The sequence below is a fragment of the Streptomyces sp. NPDC043908 genome (assembly GCF_056435525.1).
In genome coordinates, this window is record NZ_JBWKEI010000019.1 from 32065 (window position 1) to 52058 (window position 19994).

Genomic DNA, 19994 nt, shown 5'->3' on the forward strand with positions numbered 1-19994 from the left:
ATCAGGGATTCTGACGAACCATCAAGAGGTCGTCAGCACGATCTTCCCGAAGAGGTCCCCCGAGGCGATCTTCTCGAAGCCCTCGCGCGCCCGGTCGAGCGGCAGCACCTCGTCGATCACCGGCCGCACCCCGGTGGCCGCGCAGAACGCCAGCAGGTCCTCCAGCTCCTCCTTGGTGCCCATGGTCGAGCCGACCACCTTCAGCTCCAGGAAGAAGATCCGGGTCAGCTCGGCGTGCGCGGGCCGGTCGCCGCTGGTGGCGCCCGAGATCACCAGGGTGCCGCCGGGCCTGAGCGACTTGACGGAGTGCGACCAGGTGGCGGCGCCGACGGTCTCGATCACCGCGTCCACCCGCTGCGGCAGCCGCGCGCCCGGCTCGTACGCCTCCAGGGCGCCCAGCTCCACGGCCCGCTTGCGCTTGGCCTCGTCCCGGCTGGTCGCGAAGACCCGCAGCCCGGCCGCCTTGCCGAGCACGATCGCGGCGGTCGCGACGCCGCCGCCCGCCCCCTGCACGAGAACGGAGTCGCCGGGCCGGACGCCCGCGTTGGTGAAGAGCATGCGGTACGCGGTGAGCCAGGCGGTCGGCAGACAGGCGGCCTCGGCGAAGCTGAGCTCCTTGGGCTTGGGCAGCACGTTCCAGGTCGGCACGGCGACCTGCTCGGCGAAGGTGCCCTGGTACTTCTCGGTGAGGATGGAGCGGCCCTCGGCGGGGCCCACGCCGTGACCGGTCTGGCCGATGACGGAGTGCAGGACGACCTCGTTGCCGTCGCTGTCGACGCCGGCCGCGTCGCAGCCCAGGATCATCGGCAGCTTGTCCTCGCCCAGGCCGACCCCGCGCAGCGACCACAGGTCGTGGTGGTTGAGCGAGGCCGCCCGGACGTCGATGAGGGACCAGCCCGGGCGTACCTCGGGGGCGGGGCGCTCCCCCAACTCCAGACCGGAGAGCGGCTGGTCACGGTCGATGCGTGCGGCGTAGGCGGCGAACATGGCCCCGACGATAGGGGCGCCCGCGCCCCGCCCGGAACCGCCCCCGGGTGTGACACGCCGCACCTTGCCCTGCGGGCGGCGAATCTCCCGGGGGTGGCCCGCACCCTGGGGGCGCTGTGCGACTGCGGACGGGGCTGCGTGCTTGCCTGCGGCCCGTAGTGGGCTGGCCGCGCAGTTCCCCGCGCCCCTGGGTGCGTACCCGTCTGCGGACCGTGGAGGCCCGGTCGCGCAGTTCCCCGCGCCCCTGGGCGCGTACCCGTCTGCGGACCGTGGAGGCCCGGTCGCGCAGTTCCCCGCGCCCCTGGGTGCGTACCCGCCTGCGGACCGTGGAGGGCCGGTCGCGCAGTTCCCCGCGCCCCTGGGTGCGTACCCGCCTGCGGACCGTGGAGGGCCGGTCGCGCAGTTCCCCGCGCCCCTAGGTGCGTACCCGCCTGCGGACCGTGGAGGGCCGGTCGCGCAGTTCCCCGCGCCCCTAGGTCGGCGGTCGCCTGCCGGCCGTCGTGGGCTGCTCGCGCAGTTCCCCGCGCCCCTAGGTCGGCGGTCGCCTGCCGGCCGTCGTGGGCTGCTCGCGCAGTTCCCCGCGCCCCTGGGGGGTACGCCGTCGCCGGGGCGGTTGCCTCGGGCATGGGCTTTTAGGGGCGCGGGGAACTGCGCGACCAGCCACCCACGGTCCGCAGACGCAGGCCGATCGGCAGAGCCGGGACCGAAGGCGGGGCGCAGCCCGGTGGGGCGAGGGCGCAGCCCCGTCGGGCGAGGGCGCAGCCCCGTGGGGCGGGGGCGCCGCCCCGGGGTGGGCCGTGGCCCGGTGGGGTGGGGCGCAGCCCGGTGGGGGGTGCTGCCCGGCGGGGGGTGCTGCTGCGGGTTGCGTGGTGGCGCGGCAGCACCCCCGTACCGTCACCGCCGAGCCACACCCTCCACCCGCGCCGCCGCCGCGACCGCCGCGGTGACGGCCGGCGCGACCCGCTCGTCGAAGGGCGACGGGATCACGTAGTCCGCGGCCAGATCGTCCCCGACCACATCCGCCAGCGCGTTTGCCGCCGCGATCTTCATCCCCTCGGTGATCCGGGAGGCCCGCACCTGGAGGGCGCCCGCGAAGATCCCCGGGAACGCCAGCACGTTGTTGATCTGGTTCGGGTAGTCCGAACGGCCCGTGGCGACCACCGACGCGTACTTGTGCGCGATGTCCGGGTGGACCTCCGGGTTCGGGTTGGCCATGGCGAACACGAACGCACCCGGCGCCATCGAGGCCACCGCGGCCTCCGGGACCGTACCGCCGGAGACGCCGATGAAGACGTCCGCCCCGGCCAGCGCGGTCTCCAGGGAGCCGGAAAGACCCGCCTTGTTGGTGATCGACGCGAGCTCGCGCTTGACGTCGGTCAGGTCCGTACGGTCCCGGCTGACGATGCCCTTGCGGTCCGCGACCGCCACGTCGCCGAGCCCCGCCTCCAGGAGGAACTTGGCGATGGCCACGCCCGCCGCCCCGGCGCCCGAGATCACGCCCCGCAGCTCGCCGAGCGTGCGCCCGGTGAGCTTCGCCGCGTTGCGCAGCGCCGCGAGGGTGACCACGGCGGTGCCGTGCTGGTCGTCGTGGAAGACCGGGATGTCCAGGGCTTCCTGGAGCCGCCGCTCGATCTCGAAGCAGCGCGGCGCGGAGATGTCCTCGAGGTTCACTCCGCCGAAGGACGGCGCCAGGCGCACGACCGTCTCGATGATCTCGTCCGTGTCGGTGGTCGCGAGCGCGATGGGCACCGCGTCGACCCCGCCGAACTGCTTGAAGAGGATGGCTTTGCCCTCCATCACGGGGAGGGATGCCTCGGGGCCGATGTCACCCAGCCCGAGCACGGCCGTACCGTCCGTGACCACGGCGACGACCTGGGACTTCCAGGTGTAGTCGTGGACCAGTTCCGGGTTCTCCGCGATCGCGGTGCACACCTTCGCGACGCCGGGCGTGTAGGCCAGGGACAGGTCGTCCCGGTCCCGGATGGGCACGGTGGCCTGCACGGCCATCTTGCCGCCCCGGTGCAGGGCGAAGGCCGGATCGAAGGGCTCCTCCGAGGAGGCTCCGTCGGTACTGCTGTCGCTGCGAGGATTGACGATCTCCGCTGCCATGTTGATTTGACCCCTTAAGTCTTCATCAGTTGAGGGTGGCCACTCCTTGTTGAGGAGGGGTGGGTGGGCACCACGTACGTGCCCCGCGGAAGCGGTTGGCCCGCCCCGCGGGGAGGAGGTACGTACGCGCGGGCACGCCGCACAACGCGCCCTGAGCCCCGGATGAGGGGTGTAAGGATCCTTCTTACCGGACGGAGGGGTGCGCCGAGTAGTCCATTTCGACTGCGGAACGCCGTGGTGACACGACTCATAGCGGCATGTCGGGACAAGTGAGCTATGCGGCCTGAAACGTGTCCACAACGCGAGATGAACCGCAGATTTTCCGGCCGCCGGAAGGGAAATCCGCACATGGTCCGGCCTTGGTGGACCGGCCCGTTCGGGTTCGGGGGTGACCCGTTATCCGATTTTGACATGCGCGCCCCCCTGAATCCGCAGGTCCGAATGGCAAGATGCCGACACAACACGGTCGTGTCGCCCAAGGACGGGCACCGCGGCCCACTGTTCACTCACTGGCCACTCCATCACCCGCCGGAGGAACCCGACCATGACCGCAAGCACCACCCGTCGTACGACCGCCGCCTCGTCCCGGATTGCCGCGGTCGGCGCGATCGCGGTCGCCGGCGCCCTTCTGCTCACCGGCTGCGGAGACCAGACGAAGAGCAAGGACAGCGGCGGTGCCAGCTCCGCGGGCACCAGCAAGGCCCCGCTCTTCTCGAAGCTGCCCAAGGCCATTCAGGACAAGGGCGTCATCAAGGTCGGCTCGGACATCGCGTACGCGCCGGTCGAATTCAAGGACAAGGACGGCAAGACCGCCGGTATCGACCCGGACCTCGCCGACGCCATGGGCAAGCAGCTGGGCGTGAAGTTCCAGTTCGAGAACGGCACCTTCGACACCCTGGTCACCGGTCTGCGCGCCAAGCGGTACGACATGGCCATGTCGGCCATGACGGACACCAAGGACCGCCAGAACGGCGTCGACTCGGAGACGAAGAAGAAGGTCGGCGAGGGCGCCGACTTCGTGGACTACTTCACCGCCGGTGTGTCGATCTACACTGCGAAGGGCAAGGACCAGGGCATCAAGACCTGGGACGACCTCTGTGGCAAGAAGATCGTGGTGCAGCGCGGCACGGTCTCCGAGGACCTCGCCAAGAAGCAGTCCGAGAAGTGCGGCGACAAGGGCAAGATCTCGATCGAGGCCTTCGACACCGACCAGCAGGCCCAGACCCGGCTGCGCTCCGGCGGCGCCGACGCCGGCTCCTCCGACTTCCCGGTCGCCGCGTACGCGGTGAAGACCTCCGGCGGCGGCAAGGACTTCCAGATCGTCGGCGAGCAGGTCGAGGCCGCTCCGTACGGCATCGCGGTCGCCAAGGACAACACCCAGCTGCGCGACGCCCTCAAGGAGGCGCTCGACGCGATCATCAAGAGCGGCGACTACGACAAGGTCATCGCGAAGTGGGGCGTCGAGGCCGGCGCCGTGAAGGAAGCCAAGATCAACGGCGGCGTCTGAACCTCCCCGCTCCAGGCGCGCTCCGCCCCGTCCCCGGGCGGAGGGCCTGAAGGCTTCTGAAAGGCAACACCCGTGACTGTTGACGTCAACAAGACGGAGCCGGCGGACACCCCGCCTCCCGCCGCTCCGGAGAGCATCAAGGCGATCCCGGTCCGCCATTACGGCCGGTACGTCTCCGCCGTGATCGCGATCGCCCTGCTCGCCGCGATCATCTACGCGTTCGCCCAGGGCAAGATCAACTGGGGTGCCATCCCGGACTACTTCTTCGACGACCGCATCATCGACGGTGTCGGCCAGACCCTGCTGCTGACCGTCCTGTCCATGGCGATCGGCATCGTCGGCGGCATCATGCTCGCGGTGATGCGCCTGTCGAAGAACCCGGTGACGTCCTCCATCGCCTGGTTCTACATCTGGTTCTTCCGGGGCACCCCTGTCCTGGTCCAGCTGATGGTCTGGTTCAACCTGGGCCTGGTCTTCGAGTACATCAACCTCGGGCCGATCTACAAGGACTACTGGTCCTCGTTCATGACGCCGCTGCTCACGGCGCTGCTCGGGCTCGGCCTGAACGAGGCCGCGTACATGGCGGAGATCTGCCGCGCCGGTCTGCTCGCGGTCGACGAGGGCCAGACCGAGGCCGCCCACGCGCTGGGCATGAGCCACGGCAAGACGCTGCGCCGGATCGTGATCCCGCAGGCGATGCGCGTGATCGTGCCGCCGACGGGCAACGAGGTCATCAACATGCTGAAGACCACCTCGCTGGTCTCGGCGGTGCAGTTCTACGAGCTGCTGCGGCAGGCCCAGGACATCGGCCAGACCTCCGGCGCCTCGGTCGAGATGCTGTTCCTGGCCGCCACCTGGTACCTGATCCTGACCACGGTGTTCTCGATCGGCCAGTACTACCTGGAGCGGTACTACGCGCGCGGTTCCACGCGTGCGCTGCCGCCCACTCCGTTCCAGCGGGTCCGGGCCACCCTGACCTCGCTCCGCAGCACCCCCAAGGTGGTGAGCTGATGACCGCCATGGTGAAGTCCGAAGGCGTGCACAAGTCCTACGGCGCCGTCGAGGTCCTCAAGGGCATCGACCTGGAGGTGGCCGAGGGCGAGGTGTTCTGCCTGATCGGCCCGTCCGGCTCCGGCAAGTCGACCTTCCTGCGGTGCATCAACCACCTGGAGAAGATCAACGCCGGGCGCCTGTCCGTCGACGGCGAGCTCGTCGGCTACCGCCAGAAGGGCGACAAGCTCTACGAGCTGAAGGACAGCGAGGTCGCGCTCAAGCGCCGTGACATCGGCATGGTCTTCCAGCGCTTCAACCTGTTCCCGCACATGACGGCGCTGGAGAACGTCATGGAGGCGCCGATCCAGGTCAGGGGCGAGGCCAAGGCGGTGGTGCGCGAGCGCGCCGAGAAGCTGCTCGACCGGGTCGGTCTGGCCGACAAGGCGCGGAACTACCCCTCGCAGCTCTCCGGCGGCCAGCAGCAGCGTGTGGCGATCGCCCGCGCGCTGGCCATGGAGCCGAAGCTGATGCTCTTCGACGAGCCGACGTCCGCGCTCGACCCGGAGCTGGTCGGTGACGTCCTGGACGTCATGCGGGGCCTGGCCGAGGACGGCATGACCATGATCGTGGTGACCCACGAGATGGGCTTCGCGCGCGAGGTCGGCGACTCGCTGGTGTTCATGGACGGCGGTGTGGTGGTCGAGTCCGGCAACCCGCGCGACGTCCTGACCAACCCGCAGCACGACCGGACGAAGTCGTTCCTCTCCAAGGTGCTGTAGGCGCCGGCGAGCCAGGAGTAGCACACGAAAGGGGCGGTACGGGTCGACTCGGCCCGTACCGCCCCTTTCGCCCTTGGCTGACTTCGTACCGGCCGCGCACCCGCCTCGTACCCGCCGGACGCGTCCGCGTAATACCCTCGAAGCGCGCCCAGCCGTTACTGACGCCGCTACTGCCGCCGTAAGGATCACACGTGGAACTGGCCTATTACTCGGACTACGCCGTGCGCCTGGTCAACACCGAGGAGCCGGCCCGGGGCAAGGACACCCTGACGTCCGTCGAGGTGATCCGCGAGCTCTTCACGTCGGAGTCGACGACGGCCCGCCGGGCGACCGAGGCGGACGTACCGCGCCTGCGGGCGGTCCGGGCGCGGCTGCGCGCGGTCTTCGAGGCGGCGGACGCGGGCGAGGAGGTCCGGGCGGTGGACCTGCTCAACTCCCTCCTCCTGGAGTTCCCGGTCAGCCCGCAGATCTCCGGGCACGACCACCGGGACGAGGACGGCAGCCCGCTGTGGCACATGCACCTCGCGGACCACACCTCGAACGCCACTGCGGGCTACGCGGCGCTCGCCTCCATGGGCCTGGCGTTCCATCTGACGGAGTACGGGGTGGACCGCCTCGGCCTGTGCCAGGCGGCCCCGTGCCGCAACGCCTACCTCGACACCTCCACCAACCGCTCCCGGCGCTACTGCTCCGACCGGTGCGCGACCCGGGCGAACGTGGCCGCCTACCGGGCGCGCAAGCGCCTGGAGACCGACCGGTCCGCGAACACCGGCCGCAGCGCCGAGACCGCCCAGGACAGCAGCACCCCGACCGAGCGCTGACGCCCGCGCGTCAGCGGCCGGTAGCGGGCGCGCACCCGCCCGAGCACCAGCTCGCCGGGGACGGCGCCGAAGGCCCGGCTGTCGACGACCTCGTCGTCCGGGTTGTCCCCGAGCACCCACCAGCCGCCCTCGCGCAGCTCGATCAGCCGTTTCACGATGAGCAGATCCTGCTGGAGCGGATGCCGCAGCACCGCGATGTCCCCCGCCCGGAACTCGCTCCCGTAGTGCACGAGCAGCTGATCCCCGTGGAGCAGCGTCGGCACCATGGAGGTCCCGGTCACCTCCGCGATCCCCAACGGCACCCTCGGCTCCCGCCCCTGATCCGTCATCCGCCACCCACCTCCCGGTACCCGGTGCACTCCCACGGTACGTTCCGCCACGAGTCCCATGGTGACCCTGGACTTTTGTCCTAAGCCCCCGGGGGCACTCGCGAAATCGCGTCTTCCACCGAGTAATGTCCCACCTGAGAAGACGATCACGAGGAAGGACAGCTGAATGCTTTCCCGCCTGTTTGCCCCCAAGGTGAAGGTCAGCGCCCACTGCGACCTCCCCTGCGGCGTGTACGACCCGGCCCAGGCCCGTATCGAGGCCGAGTCGGTCAAGGCCGTGCAGGAGAAGTTCCAGGCCAACGAGGACCCGCACTTCCGTGCGCGTGCCGTGGTCATCAAGGAGCAGCGCGCGGAGCTCGCCAAGCACCACGTCTCGGTGCTCTGGAGCGACTACTTCAAGCCCCCGCACTTCGAGAAGTACCCCCAGCTGCACCAGCTGGTCAACGACACCCTGAAGGCCCTCTCGGCCGCCAAGGCGTCGACGGACCCGAAGACGGGCGAGAAGGCGCTGGAGCTCATCGCCGAGATCGACCGGATCTTCTGGGAGACGAAGAAGGCCTAACGCCCCTTCGCCCTTCCGGCAGCATCACGGACAGCACCCGGCATCCGCGCGGAGCCGGGTGCTGTTGGCGTCTCAGGACTCCTTCGCGCATGACACAGCGTGCCCAGCGGGCTGCCGCGCTTCACCTGCCGGGCGCGGACGCGCCCGGTCGGCACGGCCATGGCCTCCGCCCACGCTCGGACTTCCGCCAAGTGCTCGGCCCGGAGCCCGACACGGGGATCAGGCTGGATGAGCAGGACTGCCGCGCCACGGGCGTTGCGCTCCACGGCCCAGGCGTGGTCGAGATCGGTGAAGTCGTCGTCGATCCACACCGCCGGGGCGTCGCCGAGCCAGGTGTCGACGTGGTCGCGCTTCCACAGGTAGCCGTCAGGGTGACTGGTGGTGATGTCGAGGTGCGGCAGGTCGACATGGGGCAACGGCGGAAGTCCGAGGAGTGGTCCGATCAAAGTGGTGGCACCCTCACGCCAACTGGTGCACCAGACCGGGGTGACCAAGGCGGTACGGATCATGTTCAGGAGGACGGGACCGTGCGCGGGGTTGAGCCAGACGGGGACTGGATTGTCCGCGCTGCGACCGGTCGGGACGACGTCGTGGCGGACGTGGGTGGACGGGATCGAGCCGTGTTGGTCGGGGAAGGGGATGAGGACGCCGTCGATGTCGAGAAGCAGGTAGGGCGGGCGCATCGGTCCTCCATGGGCCGGATGAACGCGGCGGTCAGAGCTTGCGGGCGCGGATCAGCAAGGTGGTGGGCCAGCGGCCCATGCGGGGGTCGTTGAACTCCTGGGCCGAAGTGAGCCAGAAGCCCGCCCGCCCGAGGTGCCTCTCCCAACGGTCGGTAGCGAACTCCCAGCGGACGATGGGGAGCCGAGTGCGGTCGGGCAGGGTGACGTAGTCACGGCGGGGCCGGTCGTCGCCCGAGGGGCTTCGGCCGCCGCGCTGCGGGTGCGGGACGGAGAAGGTAAGCACCCGGCCGGGTGTGAGGCGCTGGGCAATGGCTGGGAGCAGGAGCTCAGGGGCGATGAGGCCGACGGCACCGAAGACGGAGTAGACGGCGTCGAACTGCTCGTCGGAAGCGTGCAGGTAGTGCAGGGCGTGGCCGGCGACGAAGGCGAGGTTGTTCAGCCGTCCGTAGTGGGAGCGGGCGCGGCGGATCTGGAGGCCGACCAGATCGACGCCCGTGACGCGGGCGGCGTGGCGGGTGGCGAGGTGGGCGGCGTTGTGGCCGGGGCCGCTGCCGAGTTCCAGGAGCCGCTTGCCACGCAGGTCGGGGCCGAGGACCTCGGCCCCGGGACCGTGGCCGGGTCTCGTGGTCCATTCCATCCGGGCGGGTACGGCCAGGGGTTCGGCGAGTCCGGTGGCGGTGCGCTGAGCGGCGTGGGCGTGCCATGGGGATGCCTGGGCGAGCACGTCAGATCTCCAGGAGGTGGAGGACGTCCGTGAGGTGGCGGCGGACGGCCTTGAGGTAGGCGGGGTCGGTGGCCGGGTCGTTGATCCAGCGGATGGCCTGCTCCATGAACCACTCGACGGCCCACATGCGGTGCCAGCCCAGGGCCCAGTTCTCGGCGGTGAGCCCGCCGCGCGGGACGAGGGCGTCGGGGGTGCCGCCAGCGGTGACGTACTGCTCCAGGAAGACGCGCAGGCGCACGGGGTGTGGGGGTTCGATGGTGCCGTGCCAGCTGGCGAGGTCGAGCAGGCCGGGGCCGGTGAAGGCGCGGGCGAAGTCCAACAACCGCCAGCCGTGTTGGCCGATGTGGAGGCTGGTGGGGTGGAACTCGGAGTGCACCCAGCCGAAGGGCGCTAGTGTCGTTCCGGCCGAGCGGGACTCGGCGGCCCGGGCGATCCGGTCGAGCGCGTCCTCGACGTCGTCGGCGTTCTGCCACCGGTCGGCCTTACGGAGCCGTTCGAGGTGCTCCAGCGCCCGGGACGGGAGCTTGCGCAGCCGGTCTTGGTCCAGGAGGGCAAGGGAAGAGCGGTGCGGGTGCCGTGCAGGACCACGGCCGCGGTGACGCCGTCGAGGTCGTCGGCCTCGCGGACGGACGGTCCGAGGTCCTCCATGAGCATGCCGAGCCAGCCGTCCAGGACGGCGGAGGCGTGGACCTGGGGGACGGGTACGCCGAGGGTGCGGGCCAGTCGGAGGGCCTGGTCCTCGCTGTCGAAGGGCTTCTGGGCGTACTTGAAGATGGCCGCGGCGCCGTCGGAGAAGGTGACGCGCTCGACGCCGGACATGGACCACACGCGTACCTCCTCCCGTACGGCGGTGGTCTGGCCGGTCGCGGTGAGCAGATGGTCGAGGAGTTCGGCGCTGGGGTTCGTGGTCACGTGAGAGCTCCGGCGAAGGCTGGTGGCGCCGGGGGCGGGCGAGGGGTGTCCGCCCGCCCCCGGAGCCTGATCGGGTGGGGTTAGGCGGCGGGGTTCACGCGGTGGGCGTAGACCTGCTCGATCCAGCCCGCCTTGAACGCGGCGAGGTCATCGCGGAAGTTCGCCATCGAGGCGCCGTAGGGCGCGACCACGCCGCCGGACTGGTCCGGCACGGACTGGCAACCGTGCACGAGCCGACCCCCGAGCGCGGCGTGGGCCTTGATGGACTCGATCCGACGGTGCTCGTTGAACCATCCACCGTGGTAGACCTCGTCGAGCATCCCGCCCGTCTCGTCGTCCAGGTCGAAGACGACGGAGGTAGCGGCGGGGAAGAACCAGCACGGGCCGACGTTGGAGATGTGCCCGTCGAGCTCGACCTTGTTCAGCGCCATGAGTGTGGCCGCCTCGCGGAGCATCCGCAGGTGCTCGGCGGTAATCTGCGGCAGGCCGAGGCCGGCCAGGTGCTCGTCGCGGAACAGATACGCATACACCTCGTACGCGGTGGCCAGGACGCGGGCCGCGTCGGAGGTGGACTCGCTGTGCTGCTTGATGAAGTCGAGCGCGAGCTGCTCGACCGCGCTCTCGGTCGTCTCTTTGGCGTCCAGGAGCTGGGACTTGACCAGTTCCCAGTCGGAGACAAGCCAGGTGTTCGACTCGAAGCGGAAGAAGTACTCGGCCGGGTCGATCGTGATGCGTCGGCCGTCGACCTGGATGCCGGACAAACGGCTCCAGCGCGGGTCGAACGTCTCGGGCAGCTCGACCGTGATGGCCGTGGTGTCGATGGTGGTCACCATGTCTCCGTCTCTGATCGGCCGGGTTCGGGCACAGGAATGCCCGAGCCTCGCGGCGTACGGAACTTCGGGGCGCCGCCCGGACAGAGAGGGAGCCTGGATCACGCTCACGTCATCTGGGCGGCTGCTGATAAGTGAACCGTTGGTCACGCTGAGTGGCTACGGTGGGAGGCAGCTGAAGTGGTATACGCGGTTTACAGCTCCTGGGATGGAGGCGATCGTGGCGGCGCAGAGGAACCCCAACTCCCGTCTACGCGACGTCATCGAGGCGACGGGCTGCACCTACGAGGCCCTCGCCCGAGACGTGCGGCGCATCGCCGCCGAGAACGGCGAGATCCTTCGGACCAACAAGTCGGCCATCTCGCACTGGGTGAACGGCACCCGCGCCCCCTCGGGCCGCGTAGGCGAGTACCTGGTCGAGGCGCTGTCCCGCCGTGCGGGGCGCCCGGTCACCCGTACCGAAATCAGCCTGCCCGTCGGTGATGCCGAGGAGCCGACGGAACCCGATCCCGTCCTTGCGGCCACCCACCTGGGCCGCGCCGACGTCGAGCGCCGCCGCTTCCTCGCCATCGCGGCCTTCACCACAGCCGGGGTGGCCATGCCGCTCGGCTATGACCACGAGGCCACCGCCCGCATGCTCCGTGCCCGCACCGGCACGTCCCTGGTCGGGGCGGAGGACGTCGACGTCGTACGGGAGATCACCGCTGCCTTCAGCGCCGCCGACGAACGCCTCGGTGGCGGGCATGGCCTGACCACCGTCACCGCGTACCTCGCCGACACAGCCGCCCCCATGCTGCGCGGACGCTTCCCCGGCGAAGCCTTGCGCCGGGCCGCCTTCGGCGCCGTCGCCGAACTCGCCTACCTCGCAGGGTGGAAACACCACGACCTCGGCCAGGAAGGCGCCGCCCAGCGCTACTACCAGGTCGGCTACCAGCTCTCCTGCGAAGGCGACCCGCACGGCCACGCCGCCTGGATGATGCGCGCCCTCGCCCACCAGGCGCTGAGCCTCAAGCAGCCCCACCACTGCGTCAACCTTGTCGAAGGCGCCCTACGCGCAGGTCTCGGCCACGTCGACGGCCAGACCGAGGCCCTCCTCCACATCACCCATGCCCGTGCCTTCGCCGCAGTCAACGAGAAAGCCGCAGCGGCCCGCGCCCTCCTCGCCGCCGAAGACGCCTTGCTCCGCGACGACGGCCCACAACCCAGCTTCTCCCTCGTCAGCGGACCCCCCGCCGGCACCGTCGCCAGCCACACGGCCCGCACCCTCACCGACCTCGACGATCACGTCGGAACGGAGCAACAGCACCGCGACGCGCTCGTCCGCTGGGATCCTGTGAAGTACAAGCGCGTCCACGCCCTCACCTACGCCGACCTCGGCGACAGCCTCGCCGCCCAGGCCCGCGCCGATGAGGCGGTCGCCGCGTGGAGCGAGGCTCTCACTCTGATGGACGGCATGACCTCCGACCGCACCCGCAAGGCGATCACGTCGATCCGCTCCACCCTGGCGGTCTACCAGCGGCGCAAAGTACCCGGCGCCGCCGAACTCGCGCGCCGCGCCCGAGAGGCGCTCGCCTAACATGCCCACCAACCCGGCCGACGAAGGGACCCCCGTGGCTCAGCCGACAACCGATGACCAGCCCAAGACGCTCAAGCCCGCCCTGGAATCCATGACCCTGCTGGTCGCCGCCGTCATCGTCCACGACAAGGCCACCAACCGCGTGGTCCTCCTCCAGCGCAGCGACCAGGCCAAATTCGCGCAGGGCATGTGGGACCTCCCGGTCGGCAAGAGTGAACCCGGCGAGCCGATCACCAAGACGGCCATCCGCGAGCTGTACGAAGAGACCGGTCTGACCGTCAAGCCGGAAGCGCTCAAGGTCGCCCACATCATCCACGGCGCCTGGGGCGTCGAAGCCCCCAACGGCTTCCTCACGGTCGTCTTCGCCGCCCATGAATGGACTGGCGAACCCGAAAACCGCGAACCCCGCAAGCACTCCCAGGTCCGGTGGGTCGGCGCCGACGCAGTACCCGAGAATTTCGTCGACACTACTTCAAGCGCCCTTCGCCGATACCTCACGGGGGGCTCAGAGGTATCCCTCAACGGCTGGCACTAGAAGGTCACCTGCGACCCGACCGGCCGCCAGAGCCTCCCTTCGCTTCAATAGGGCCAGAATCCCGACAAGGCAGCGCTCCCGTTCGCAACAGAGCATGGATTAGCAATGGACGGCAGCAGCCCTGATCTAGGGCGTGACACACCTCGACAAGGTCATAGCCAGTATGAATCGTTCATATCCGGATCCGGCCCCAGATCCGACTTGATAATTCGCAAGGCGCGATTCCGCTTTTCCCACTCGTCAACTCGCACTCGGGCGCGATTCAGCGCTTCACACTGAGCACTCGACAAGTAGAAACGCAACGATTTCACTGCATCCCAAGCCTCGTTACACCCTTTGAAATTGAGCGACTCCGCCGAAGCGGCAGCAAGATATCGCTCAACGGCATCGGTCACGATCCGCTTCTCAATACGTGGGTGCAGTTGCGGCAGAATATTAATTACGCCGTCCGAGCTGTAGACAACGACAATCGCCGGAGGCCGATCACTGTCGAGATACCGAATGGCATTGTTAAACCGACTGCCTCGAGCTGGATCACCCCGACCATGGGCAGTGCCATCGAGAATTACACCGATAGCATGACACCGACCTTGCGGGTCAACGAGCACCGCACCATCCATGTCTGTCAGCTGTGTCAATAGCTCAGTTGTCAGCCGAGTCGGCTCGATAGACCACGACTGTGGCGATAGGCGGGCCGATGTCGGAGAAGAGGCCCGACCGGGATCCCCGGCCGGGCCTCTTCCCGTCCCGGGTCCCTTTCCCGTCCCGGGCCGGGCCACGAGGCCGCATACGTCGGTCGGTCGCGTCGAGGTCGCGCGGTAGATTCGCGGCATGTCACCTCTCGAACCCCCTTACACACGGCTCCTGGTGGAGCGTTACGAGCCGACCTTCCGCTTCTACACGGCCGTCCTGCCCAAGCTGACCGGGTGCTCGCTGGCGCGCGGCACCGAGGCGTCGGGGTACGCCAGCTGGGACGACTGCGAGGGGCGCACCGCGTTCGCGGTGTTCTCGCGGGCCGCGATGACCGCGGCCGTCGGGGAGGAGAACGTGCCCGTGGGGGCCTCCGTCGTCATCCGGGTGGACGGGCCCGAGGCACTCGACGCCGCCGTCGACCTCTGCGCGTCCGCCGGCGCCACGGTGATCGCCCCGGCCCAGGACCGGCCGCAGTGGGGCCCGACGATGCGGGCCGCCCATCTGCACGACCCGGACGGCAACCTGGTGGAGTTGCAGACGTACTGAACCGGTTCGGAAAGCAGGCCGGTGCGGACGGTCGCGACTCACCCCGTTAAGGGCTCGCCGACCGCCCGGATACGGAAGGGGGCGCGGCCGTCGTATGCGGCCGCGCCCGGGGTCAGATGTTTTCGAGGACGGACGGCCGGAGCTCGGCCCCGTGCGGGAGTTGGCGGCGGATGTCGTCCAGCACCGAGGCGAAGTCCAGTTCGGCGCGGCCCGAGGCGTACACCGCTCCCCCCAGGTGCAGGGCGAGTCCCAGGTCGGGCTCGGGCGGCTTGAGGGAGAGCAGGCAGCTCAGCGTCGCCTGGTGGAGGGCGCCGTCGGGGGAGGCGACCGGTACCGGCATGTCCCATTCCAGGACGAAGTCGCGGAGGGTGCCGCCGTCGAGCACGAACGAGCCCTCCGGCGGTATCCCCGGTACCGGGCCGAGCGAGTCGAACCCCGTCCCGGCGAAGTCGACTCCCCTGATGCGGGTGTGCAGTTGGGTCCCGTCGGCGGTGATCGTCAGCGCTTCGGATCCATGGCGGTCTCGGTACCAGCCCGCCCAGGACTGTGTGGTCATGGGCGGGAGATTAGCGGCGCGGCCTGCCGTTCGTCACAGGGCGTGACCGAAATGGGAGTTAGCGCTTCCTTGTGTAAGTGGTGACGACTGTACCGTTTTCGAAGGAACGGCTGTCCGTCGGCACGAACGAGCGAGGCCCGAACTCCGCCCGGAACAGGGGGATTCCGGCCCCCGCCACGATCGGATAGCTCTTGATGACGAGCTCGTCGATCTCGTCGATGAGCTGTCCGGCGAGGTCGGCGCCGCCGCACAGATAGATGTCCAGGCCGTCCTCGCGCTTGAGGTCGCGCACGTACGCCACCGGGTCGCCGGAGACGACCTCGACCGCCGGGTCCGGGGAGTCGCCGAGGCCGCGCGAGAAGACGATCTGGCGCAGATGGGCGTACGGGCTGGTGATGCCCTCCTTGAGGGCGGGCTCGTACGTCCCGCGGCCCATCACCACCGTGTCGTACCGCGAGGGGGGCGCCTCGTCGACGCCGAGGGCCCGCCGGGCGGCGGTGGGCAGGGTGTCGGGGAACTCGCCCGCCAGGAAGCCGACGAACTCCTCGCTCAGCGGATAGAAGTCGAATGACCCGTCCGGGGCGGCGATGAAGCCGTCGAGGGTGAGGGCGATGTAGTACGAGAGCTTGCGCAAGCCGGCCTCTTCTGGATCGGGGGGCGGTCGGGCGATCAACCACTTCAGGTAAAGTACTTTGTGTGTAGTGGTTGCGCAAGGCCTTTACGGCCTTCACGGAAAGAGGGACGCGGATGGTCAGGAACCCGGAACGCAGAACCGCTCTCGTGGACGCGGCGATCGAGGTGCTGGCGCGCGAGGGGGCGCGCGGGCTGACCTTCCGCGCGGTGGACACCGAGGCCAAGGTGCCGCCCGGCACCGCGTCCAACTACTTCACCAGCAGGGACGACCTGCTCACCCAGGCCGGACGGCACATCCACGTACGGATGGCACCGGATCCGGCCGAGGTGAGCGAGGCGATGCGGGCCGCGCCCTCGCGGGAGCTGGTGGCCACGCTGCTGCGCTGGCTGCTGCGGCGCGTCGCGGGGGAGCGCACCGGCTACCTCGCGATGCTGGAGCTCCGGCTGGAGGCCACCCGCCGGCCGGAGCTCCGGGAGGCGCTGACGGAGGCCGTCCGCGCCGAGCTGGAGGCGAACATCGCGTTCCATCTGGACGCGGGACTCCCGGGCGACGCGGACACGGTACGGCTGCTCTACTTCGCCATGACCGGCCTGCTGGTCGACCACCTCACCCTGCCGGACCTGCTCGGCGAGGACACCGCGGAGCGGCTGGTGGGGCTGATGGTGGACCGGGTGCTCGGCGGCTGAGCCCCGGTCCCGTACGGCGACGTGCCTGCTCAGCCGCGCGGCTCGCGCCACATCGGGTACATCGGCGGTCCGTCCGGCAGCCGCAGCGGCTCACCGAGGTGCGTGAAGCCGAGCCGTTCGTACAGCACGGAGCTGCGCGCGCTGCTGGCCTCCAGATAGGCGGGCATGCCCTCGCGGTCGCACTCCGCCAGGACGGGAGCGATGAGCGCGGCCCCCGCCCCCTGCCCCTGGCGGTCCGGGGCGACCGCGATCAGCAGCAGGTACCGGTGCGCGCGGCCGTGCGGGTGGATGGACGCGGTGAGGCGGCCGATCAGCTCCACCCGCTCGTTCTCCGGGTCGACGGCCGCCCGCAGCTGCGCCGGGCCCTCCCCCTCGCCCTCCTCCGCCTCTGCGGGGACGTCGAGCCACAGGGCGGTCGCCGTGCCGTCCTCGGCGAGGTCGGCATGCCCCTCGTCGAGCGCGATCTCCAGGAAGGCGCGCATCAGGTGGGGGTGCCTCTCGCGGCGGTGCGCCGGGTCCGGGAAGACCCAGCTGCTCACCGGGTCGTCCTGGAACGCCTCGTCGAGCAGGCGCACCGCCGCCTCCACCGCCTTCTCGTCGTCGCGCGCGACCCGCCGTATGCCCGTGCCCGGTCCCGTACCCATGTCGCCGCCCATGTCGCCACCCTTGTCGCGTTCCGTCGATCCTCAACTGACCGCGACGATCCTAGGGTTGGCTCTCCCCGAGTCGGGGCGCGAGGGGTCCCCGGTGGCAGCCCCGGGACCCCTCGGCGCCCGCCCCCCCCTCGGGCCGCTGTCAGTGGGAGCGCCGGGTCACGTACTCCGCCAGGGCCAGCAGGTCGCCCGCCGCGGCGAGGTCCGGGACCGCCCGGGACAGCTCGCCGACCGCCCGGGCCATCCGGTCGGCCGCGTGGATCTGCGCCCAGTCGCGGCCGCCCGCCCGGTCCACCGCCCCCGCCGCCCGCCGCACCGCGGCCGCCCCCATCGGGCCCCGGTACAGCTCGGCGAGTTCGGCCGCCGCCGGGGTGGCCGAGGTCAGGGCGGCCACCACCGGCAGCGACTTCTTGTGCGAGGCGAGGTCGGCCCCGGCGGGTTTGCCGGTACGGCCGGGGTCGCCCCAGATGCCGATCAGATCGTCGATGAGCTGGAAGGCCAGCCCCGCCTCGCGGCCGAACGCGTCGAGCGCGGACACCTCGTCGGGCCCGCTGCCCGCGTACAGCGCGCCCAGCGAGCAGGCGCAGCCCAGCAGCGCCCCGGTCTTGGCCATCGCCATGTCCAGGCACTCCTCCAGGGAGACCTCCTGGGGGCCGCGCTGCTCGAAGGCGCAGTCGGCCTGCTGTCCGGCGCAGAGTTCGATGACGCAGGAGGCGAGCCGGGCGGAGGCGGCCGGGGCCGCCGGGTGGGGGTCCTCGGCGAGCAGCCGCAGCGCCAGCGCGAGCAGCGCGTCCCCGACGACGATCGCGTCCGGGGTGCCGAACACCGTCCAGGCGGTGGGCCGGTGGTGCCGGGTGGCGTCCTCGTCGATCACGTCGTCGTGCAGCAGGGTGAAGTTGTGGACGAGCTCGACGGCCGCGGCGGCCCGCAGCGCCCGCCCCGGGTCGCCGCCCAGCGCCGCGGTGGCCGCGAGGACGAGCGCGGGCCGGATCGCCTTGCCCGCCTGTCCGGCGGCCGGGGTGCCGTCGGCGTGCTCCCAGCCGAAGTGGTACATCGCGACCCGCCGTATCGATCCGGGCAGCGACTCCACGGTGTCCCGCAGCATCGGGTTCACCGCCGCCCGGGTCCGTTCCAGCAGGTCCACGGCCTCGCGTCCCTCGACGGCTTCCCCCATGACCAACTCGTCACTCCTCTCGCCGTGTCCGACTGCGCGGCCCCTCCCGCGTCGTGGCCCGCCGCGCGCGGTGGGGGTCTTTTCCGGACGGGCGGCCGGGGGACCTCCCCGACCGCCGGCCGCCCGCCCGGGGCCGGGGGTCAGCGCCAGCGGCTGACTTCCACGTTCTCCAGGACACCGAGGGCGTCCGGGACGAGGATCGCGGCGGAGTAGTAGGCGGTGACCAGGTACGAGATGATCGCCTGCTCGTCGATCCCCATGAACCGCACCGACAGGCTCGGCTCGATCTCGTCGGGGATGCCGCTCTGCTGGAGGCCGATGACGCCCTGCTCGTCCTCGCCGGTACGCATGCAGAGGATCGAGGTCGTACGGGCGTCGCTGACCGGGATCTTGTTGCAGGGGAAGATGGGCACCCCGCGCCAGGTCGAAATGCGGGTGCCGGCGACGTCGATGCTCTCGGGGACCAGGCCGCGTTTGTTGCACTCGCGGCCGAAGGCGGCGATGGCGCGCGGGTGGGCGAGGAAGAGCTTGCTGCCGCGGCGGCGGGCGAGCAGTTCGTCCATGTCGTCGGGGCTGGGCACGCCGTCGTGGGGCTGGAGGCGCTGGCCGTAGTCGCAGTTGGCGAGGAGGCCGAACTCGCGGTTGTTGACGAGCTCGTCCTCCTGGCGCTCGCGCAGCGCCTCGACGGTGAGCCGCAACTGCTGCTCGGTCTGGTTCATCGGCTGGTTGTACAGGTCCGCGACCCGACTGTGGACCTTCAACACCGTCTGCGCGACGGAGAGTTCGTACTCGCGCGGCGCGCCCTCGTAGTCCACGTACGTGTGCGGGATGACCGCCTCGCCGACATGGCCGGCGGCCAGGTCGATGGCCGCCTCGCCGTACTTGTTCGTCCGCTGCTCCGGGATCGCCGCGAAGGCGGTGAGGTGCTCGTCCAGGGAGGTGGCGCGCTCGGCGAGGTTGAGCACGTCCGCGCGCCTGAGCGTCAGGACGGTGCAGGCGGTCGCGGCGCGGGCGGTGTCGTCCCAGGTGGCATCGCCCGAGACCAGCGCCTGCTCGCCCAGGTGCGCCCCGTCGGCGAGGACGCCGAGCACCGCCTCGTCGCCGTAGGGCCCGGTGCCGATGCGCTCGACGCGGCCGTGGGCGATCAGATAGACCGTGTCCACCGGGTCCCCGGCGGTGGCGAGGACCTCCCCCGCCGCGTACTCGCGCTGCTCGCAGCGGTTCGCCAGCTCGGTCAGCGCCGACTCGTCCTCGAAGCCGCGCAGCGCGGGCAGTTCGCCCAGCTCGGCGGGGATCACGGCCACCCGCTGGCCGGTCTGCACGAAGGTGATCCTGCCGTCGCCCACCGAGTAGCTCAGTCGCCGGTTGACCCGGTACGTACCACCCTTGACCTGCACCCACGGCAGCATGCGCAGCAGCCACCGGGAGGTGATCTCCTGCATCTGCGGGGCGGACTTGGTGGTGGTCGCCAGATTCCGCGCGGCGGCGGTGCCAAGACTCTGCTGCGCGCGGTTCTCGGGCCCTGCCTCGACCGACATGTGTTTCCCCTCGATCTTCCGATCATGAGCTGACCTGCGCGAGAAGCCTTCCAGCACGGACGGTGTGCGCGCCATTACACAAATGAGTGGGACTAGAACCCCGCACGGCGGGGCAGGTTGCGCTCTCCCACGCGGCACCCGGCTCCTCGCCGGGGGCGTCGCGCCCG

The 19994-nt window shown here is 70.4% G+C and carries 20 protein-coding genes and 2 pseudogenes; 9 read left to right on the plus strand and 13 right to left on the minus strand.

The features are described from left to right. Positions 1 to 21: 21 nt before the first annotated feature. Together AC069K_RS31630 and AC069K_RS31635 are read right to left on the minus strand one after the other, a co-directional pair. A complete protein-coding gene (locus tag AC069K_RS31630) occupies positions 22 to 987 on the minus strand; it encodes a zinc-binding dehydrogenase (RefSeq protein ID WP_468903752.1) in 966 nt (321 codons plus the stop codon). A gap of 894 nt (positions 988 to 1881) precedes the next feature. Next, positions 1882 to 3096, minus strand: coding sequence for an NAD(P)-dependent malic enzyme (locus AC069K_RS31635; protein WP_358833078.1), 1215 nt, complete (start codon positions 3094 to 3096; stop codon positions 1882 to 1884). Positions 3097 to 3640: 544 nt separating this feature from the next. On the opposite strand from AC069K_RS31635, the gene AC069K_RS31640 reads away from it, so the two are divergent. The 4 genes from AC069K_RS31640 (at position 3641) to AC069K_RS31655 (ending at position 7196) form a co-directional block, all read left to right on the plus strand. After that, positions 3641 to 4603 carry an ABC transporter substrate-binding protein gene (locus tag AC069K_RS31640; protein ID WP_365111522.1) on the plus strand — a complete coding sequence of 321 codons (963 nt, stop codon included), beginning with the start codon at positions 3641 to 3643 and terminating at the stop codon, positions 4601 to 4603. Between the two features lie 72 nt (positions 4604 to 4675). Beyond that, positions 4676 to 5614 (plus strand): amino acid ABC transporter permease, encoded by a 939-nt coding sequence (locus AC069K_RS31645; RefSeq protein ID WP_365111519.1) that lies wholly within the window; start codon positions 4676 to 4678, stop codon positions 5612 to 5614. Beyond that, positions 5614 to 6375 (plus strand): amino acid ABC transporter ATP-binding protein, encoded by a 762-nt coding sequence (locus AC069K_RS31650; RefSeq protein WP_358833075.1) that lies wholly within the window; start codon positions 5614 to 5616, stop codon positions 6373 to 6375. Before AC069K_RS31645 ends, AC069K_RS31650 begins: the two co-directional genes overlap by 1 nt. Positions 6376 to 6566: 191 nt before the next feature. Continuing rightward, positions 6567 to 7196 carry a CGNR zinc finger domain-containing protein gene (locus AC069K_RS31655; RefSeq protein ID WP_365111515.1) on the plus strand — a complete coding sequence of 210 codons (630 nt, stop codon included), beginning with the start codon at positions 6567 to 6569 and terminating at the stop codon, positions 7194 to 7196. Here the strand turns inward: AC069K_RS31655 and sodX are convergent. After that, a complete protein-coding gene (sodX, locus tag AC069K_RS31660) occupies positions 7100 to 7525 on the minus strand; it encodes a nickel-type superoxide dismutase maturation protease (RefSeq protein WP_358833073.1) in 426 nt (141 codons plus the stop codon). The two genes, AC069K_RS31655 and sodX, sit on opposite strands and share 97 nt — an antisense overlap. Positions 7526 to 7691: 166 nt before the next feature. On the opposite strand from sodX, the gene sodN reads away from it, so the two are divergent. Next, complete coding sequence (gene sodN, locus AC069K_RS31665) at positions 7692 to 8087, plus strand: superoxide dismutase, Ni (protein WP_067163856.1); 396 nt, start codon at positions 7692 to 7694, stop codon at positions 8085 to 8087. 152 nt (positions 8088 to 8239) lie between these two features. Here the strand turns inward: sodN and AC069K_RS31670 are convergent. The 4 genes and pseudogenes from AC069K_RS31670 to AC069K_RS31685 all read right to left on the minus strand — a co-directional run. Continuing rightward, a pseudogene (locus AC069K_RS31670) lies at positions 8240 to 8770 on the minus strand (HAD domain-containing protein); the annotation flags it as partial. Positions 8771 to 8801: 31 nt separating this feature from the next. Next, positions 8802 to 9494: a class I SAM-dependent methyltransferase gene (locus tag AC069K_RS31675; RefSeq protein ID WP_478621997.1), complete on the minus strand. Its 693-nt coding sequence runs from the start codon at positions 9492 to 9494 to the stop codon at positions 8802 to 8804. 1 nt (position 9495) lies between these two features. Further along, a pseudogene (locus AC069K_RS31680) lies at positions 9496 to 10406 on the minus strand (phosphotransferase family protein). A gap of 80 nt (positions 10407 to 10486) precedes the next feature. After that, positions 10487 to 11236 (minus strand): hypothetical protein, encoded by a 750-nt coding sequence (locus AC069K_RS31685; protein WP_478622081.1) that lies wholly within the window; start codon positions 11234 to 11236, stop codon positions 10487 to 10489. A gap of 220 nt (positions 11237 to 11456) precedes the next feature. Between AC069K_RS31685 and AC069K_RS31690 the strand changes: the two genes are divergently transcribed. After that, positions 11457 to 12812 carry a tetratricopeptide repeat protein gene (locus tag AC069K_RS31690; RefSeq protein WP_478621999.1) on the plus strand — a complete coding sequence of 452 codons (1356 nt, stop codon included), beginning with the start codon at positions 11457 to 11459 and terminating at the stop codon, positions 12810 to 12812. A 1-nt stretch (position 12813) separates the two neighbouring features. Next, positions 12814 to 13347, plus strand: coding sequence for an NUDIX domain-containing protein (locus tag AC069K_RS31695; RefSeq protein WP_478622001.1), 534 nt, complete (start codon positions 12814 to 12816; stop codon positions 13345 to 13347). Positions 13348 to 13499: 152 nt separating this feature from the next. On the opposite strand, the gene AC069K_RS31700 is transcribed toward AC069K_RS31695, so the two are convergent. After that, positions 13500 to 14180: a diadenylate cyclase gene (locus AC069K_RS31700; protein WP_478622003.1), complete on the minus strand. Its 681-nt coding sequence runs from the start codon at positions 14178 to 14180 to the stop codon at positions 13500 to 13502. Between AC069K_RS31700 and AC069K_RS31705 the strand changes: the two genes are divergently transcribed. Beyond that, entirely contained in the window at positions 14179 to 14586 is a 408-nt protein-coding gene (locus AC069K_RS31705) for a VOC family protein (RefSeq protein WP_365111510.1), read from the plus strand. The two genes, AC069K_RS31700 and AC069K_RS31705, sit on opposite strands and share 2 nt — an antisense overlap. A 112-nt stretch (positions 14587 to 14698) precedes the next feature. On the opposite strand, the gene AC069K_RS31710 is transcribed toward AC069K_RS31705, so the two are convergent. Both AC069K_RS31710 and AC069K_RS31715 read right to left on the minus strand, forming a co-directional pair. Next, on the minus strand, positions 14699 to 15142 hold the full coding sequence (locus AC069K_RS31710; protein WP_478622005.1) for a DUF6304 family protein: 444 nt from the start codon (positions 15140 to 15142) through the stop codon (positions 14699 to 14701). A gap of 58 nt (positions 15143 to 15200) precedes the next feature. Continuing rightward, positions 15201 to 15776, minus strand: coding sequence for a dihydrofolate reductase family protein (locus AC069K_RS31715; protein WP_478622007.1), 576 nt, complete (start codon positions 15774 to 15776; stop codon positions 15201 to 15203). 113 nt (positions 15777 to 15889) lie between these two features. On the opposite strand from AC069K_RS31715, the gene AC069K_RS31720 reads away from it, so the two are divergent. Then, complete coding sequence (locus tag AC069K_RS31720) at positions 15890 to 16462, plus strand: TetR/AcrR family transcriptional regulator (protein ID WP_478622009.1); 573 nt, start codon at positions 15890 to 15892, stop codon at positions 16460 to 16462. A gap of 29 nt (positions 16463 to 16491) precedes the next feature. Here AC069K_RS31720 and AC069K_RS31725 read toward each other — a convergent pair whose 3' ends face one another. The 3 genes from AC069K_RS31725 to AC069K_RS31735 all read right to left on the minus strand — a co-directional run bounded on the left by AC069K_RS31725 (position 16492) and on the right by AC069K_RS31735 (position 19827). Further along, the gene (locus AC069K_RS31725; RefSeq protein ID WP_478622011.1) at positions 16492 to 17118 is read right to left on the minus strand and encodes a GNAT family N-acetyltransferase; all 627 of its coding nucleotides are present in this window, start codon (positions 17116 to 17118) and stop codon (positions 16492 to 16494) included. A gap of 139 nt (positions 17119 to 17257) precedes the next feature. Further along, entirely contained in the window at positions 17258 to 18289 is a 1032-nt protein-coding gene (locus AC069K_RS31730) for a family 2 encapsulin nanocompartment cargo protein polyprenyl transferase (protein ID WP_365111498.1), read from the minus strand. 140 nt (positions 18290 to 18429) lie between these two features. Continuing rightward, a complete protein-coding gene (locus tag AC069K_RS31735; RefSeq protein ID WP_478622013.1) occupies positions 18430 to 19827 on the minus strand; it encodes a family 2B encapsulin nanocompartment shell protein in 1398 nt (465 codons plus the stop codon). Between the last annotated feature and the right edge of the window lie 167 nt (positions 19828 to 19994).

Coding starts and splice junctions, on each gene's coding strand:
- AC069K_RS31630 (WP_468903752.1), bottom strand. CDS start 987: ATGTTCGCCGCCTACGCCGCACGCATCGACCGTGACCAGCCGCTCTCC.
- AC069K_RS31635 (WP_358833078.1), bottom strand. CDS start 3,096: ATGGCAGCGGAGATCGTCAATCCTCGCAGCGACAGCAGTACCGACGGA.
- AC069K_RS31640 (WP_365111522.1), top strand. CDS start 3,641: ATGACCGCAAGCACCACCCGTCGTACGACCGCCGCCTCGTCCCGGATT.
- AC069K_RS31650 (WP_358833075.1), top strand. CDS start 5,614: ATGACCGCCATGGTGAAGTCCGAAGGCGTGCACAAGTCCTACGGCGCC.
- sodX (WP_358833073.1), bottom strand. CDS start 7,525: ATGACGGATCAGGGGCGGGAGCCGAGGGTGCCGTTGGGGATCGCGGAG.
- sodN (WP_067163856.1), top strand. CDS start 7,692: ATGCTTTCCCGCCTGTTTGCCCCCAAGGTGAAGGTCAGCGCCCACTGC.
- AC069K_RS31695 (WP_478622001.1), top strand. CDS start 12,814: ATGCCCACCAACCCGGCCGACGAAGGGACCCCCGTGGCTCAGCCGACA.
- AC069K_RS31705 (WP_365111510.1), top strand. CDS start 14,179: ATGTCACCTCTCGAACCCCCTTACACACGGCTCCTGGTGGAGCGTTAC.
- AC069K_RS31700 (WP_478622003.1), bottom strand. CDS start 14,180: ATGCCGCGAATCTACCGCGCGACCTCGACGCGACCGACCGACGTATGC.
- AC069K_RS31710 (WP_478622005.1), bottom strand. CDS start 15,142: ATGACCACACAGTCCTGGGCGGGCTGGTACCGAGACCGCCATGGATCC.
- AC069K_RS31720 (WP_478622009.1), top strand. CDS start 15,890: ATGGTCAGGAACCCGGAACGCAGAACCGCTCTCGTGGACGCGGCGATC.
- AC069K_RS31725 (WP_478622011.1), bottom strand. CDS start 17,118: ATGGGCGGCGACATGGGTACGGGACCGGGCACGGGCATACGGCGGGTC.
- AC069K_RS31730 (WP_365111498.1), bottom strand. CDS start 18,289: ATGGGGGAAGCCGTCGAGGGACGCGAGGCCGTGGACCTGCTGGAACGG.
- AC069K_RS31735 (WP_478622013.1), bottom strand. CDS start 19,827: ATGTCGGTCGAGGCAGGGCCCGAGAACCGCGCGCAGCAGAGTCTTGGC.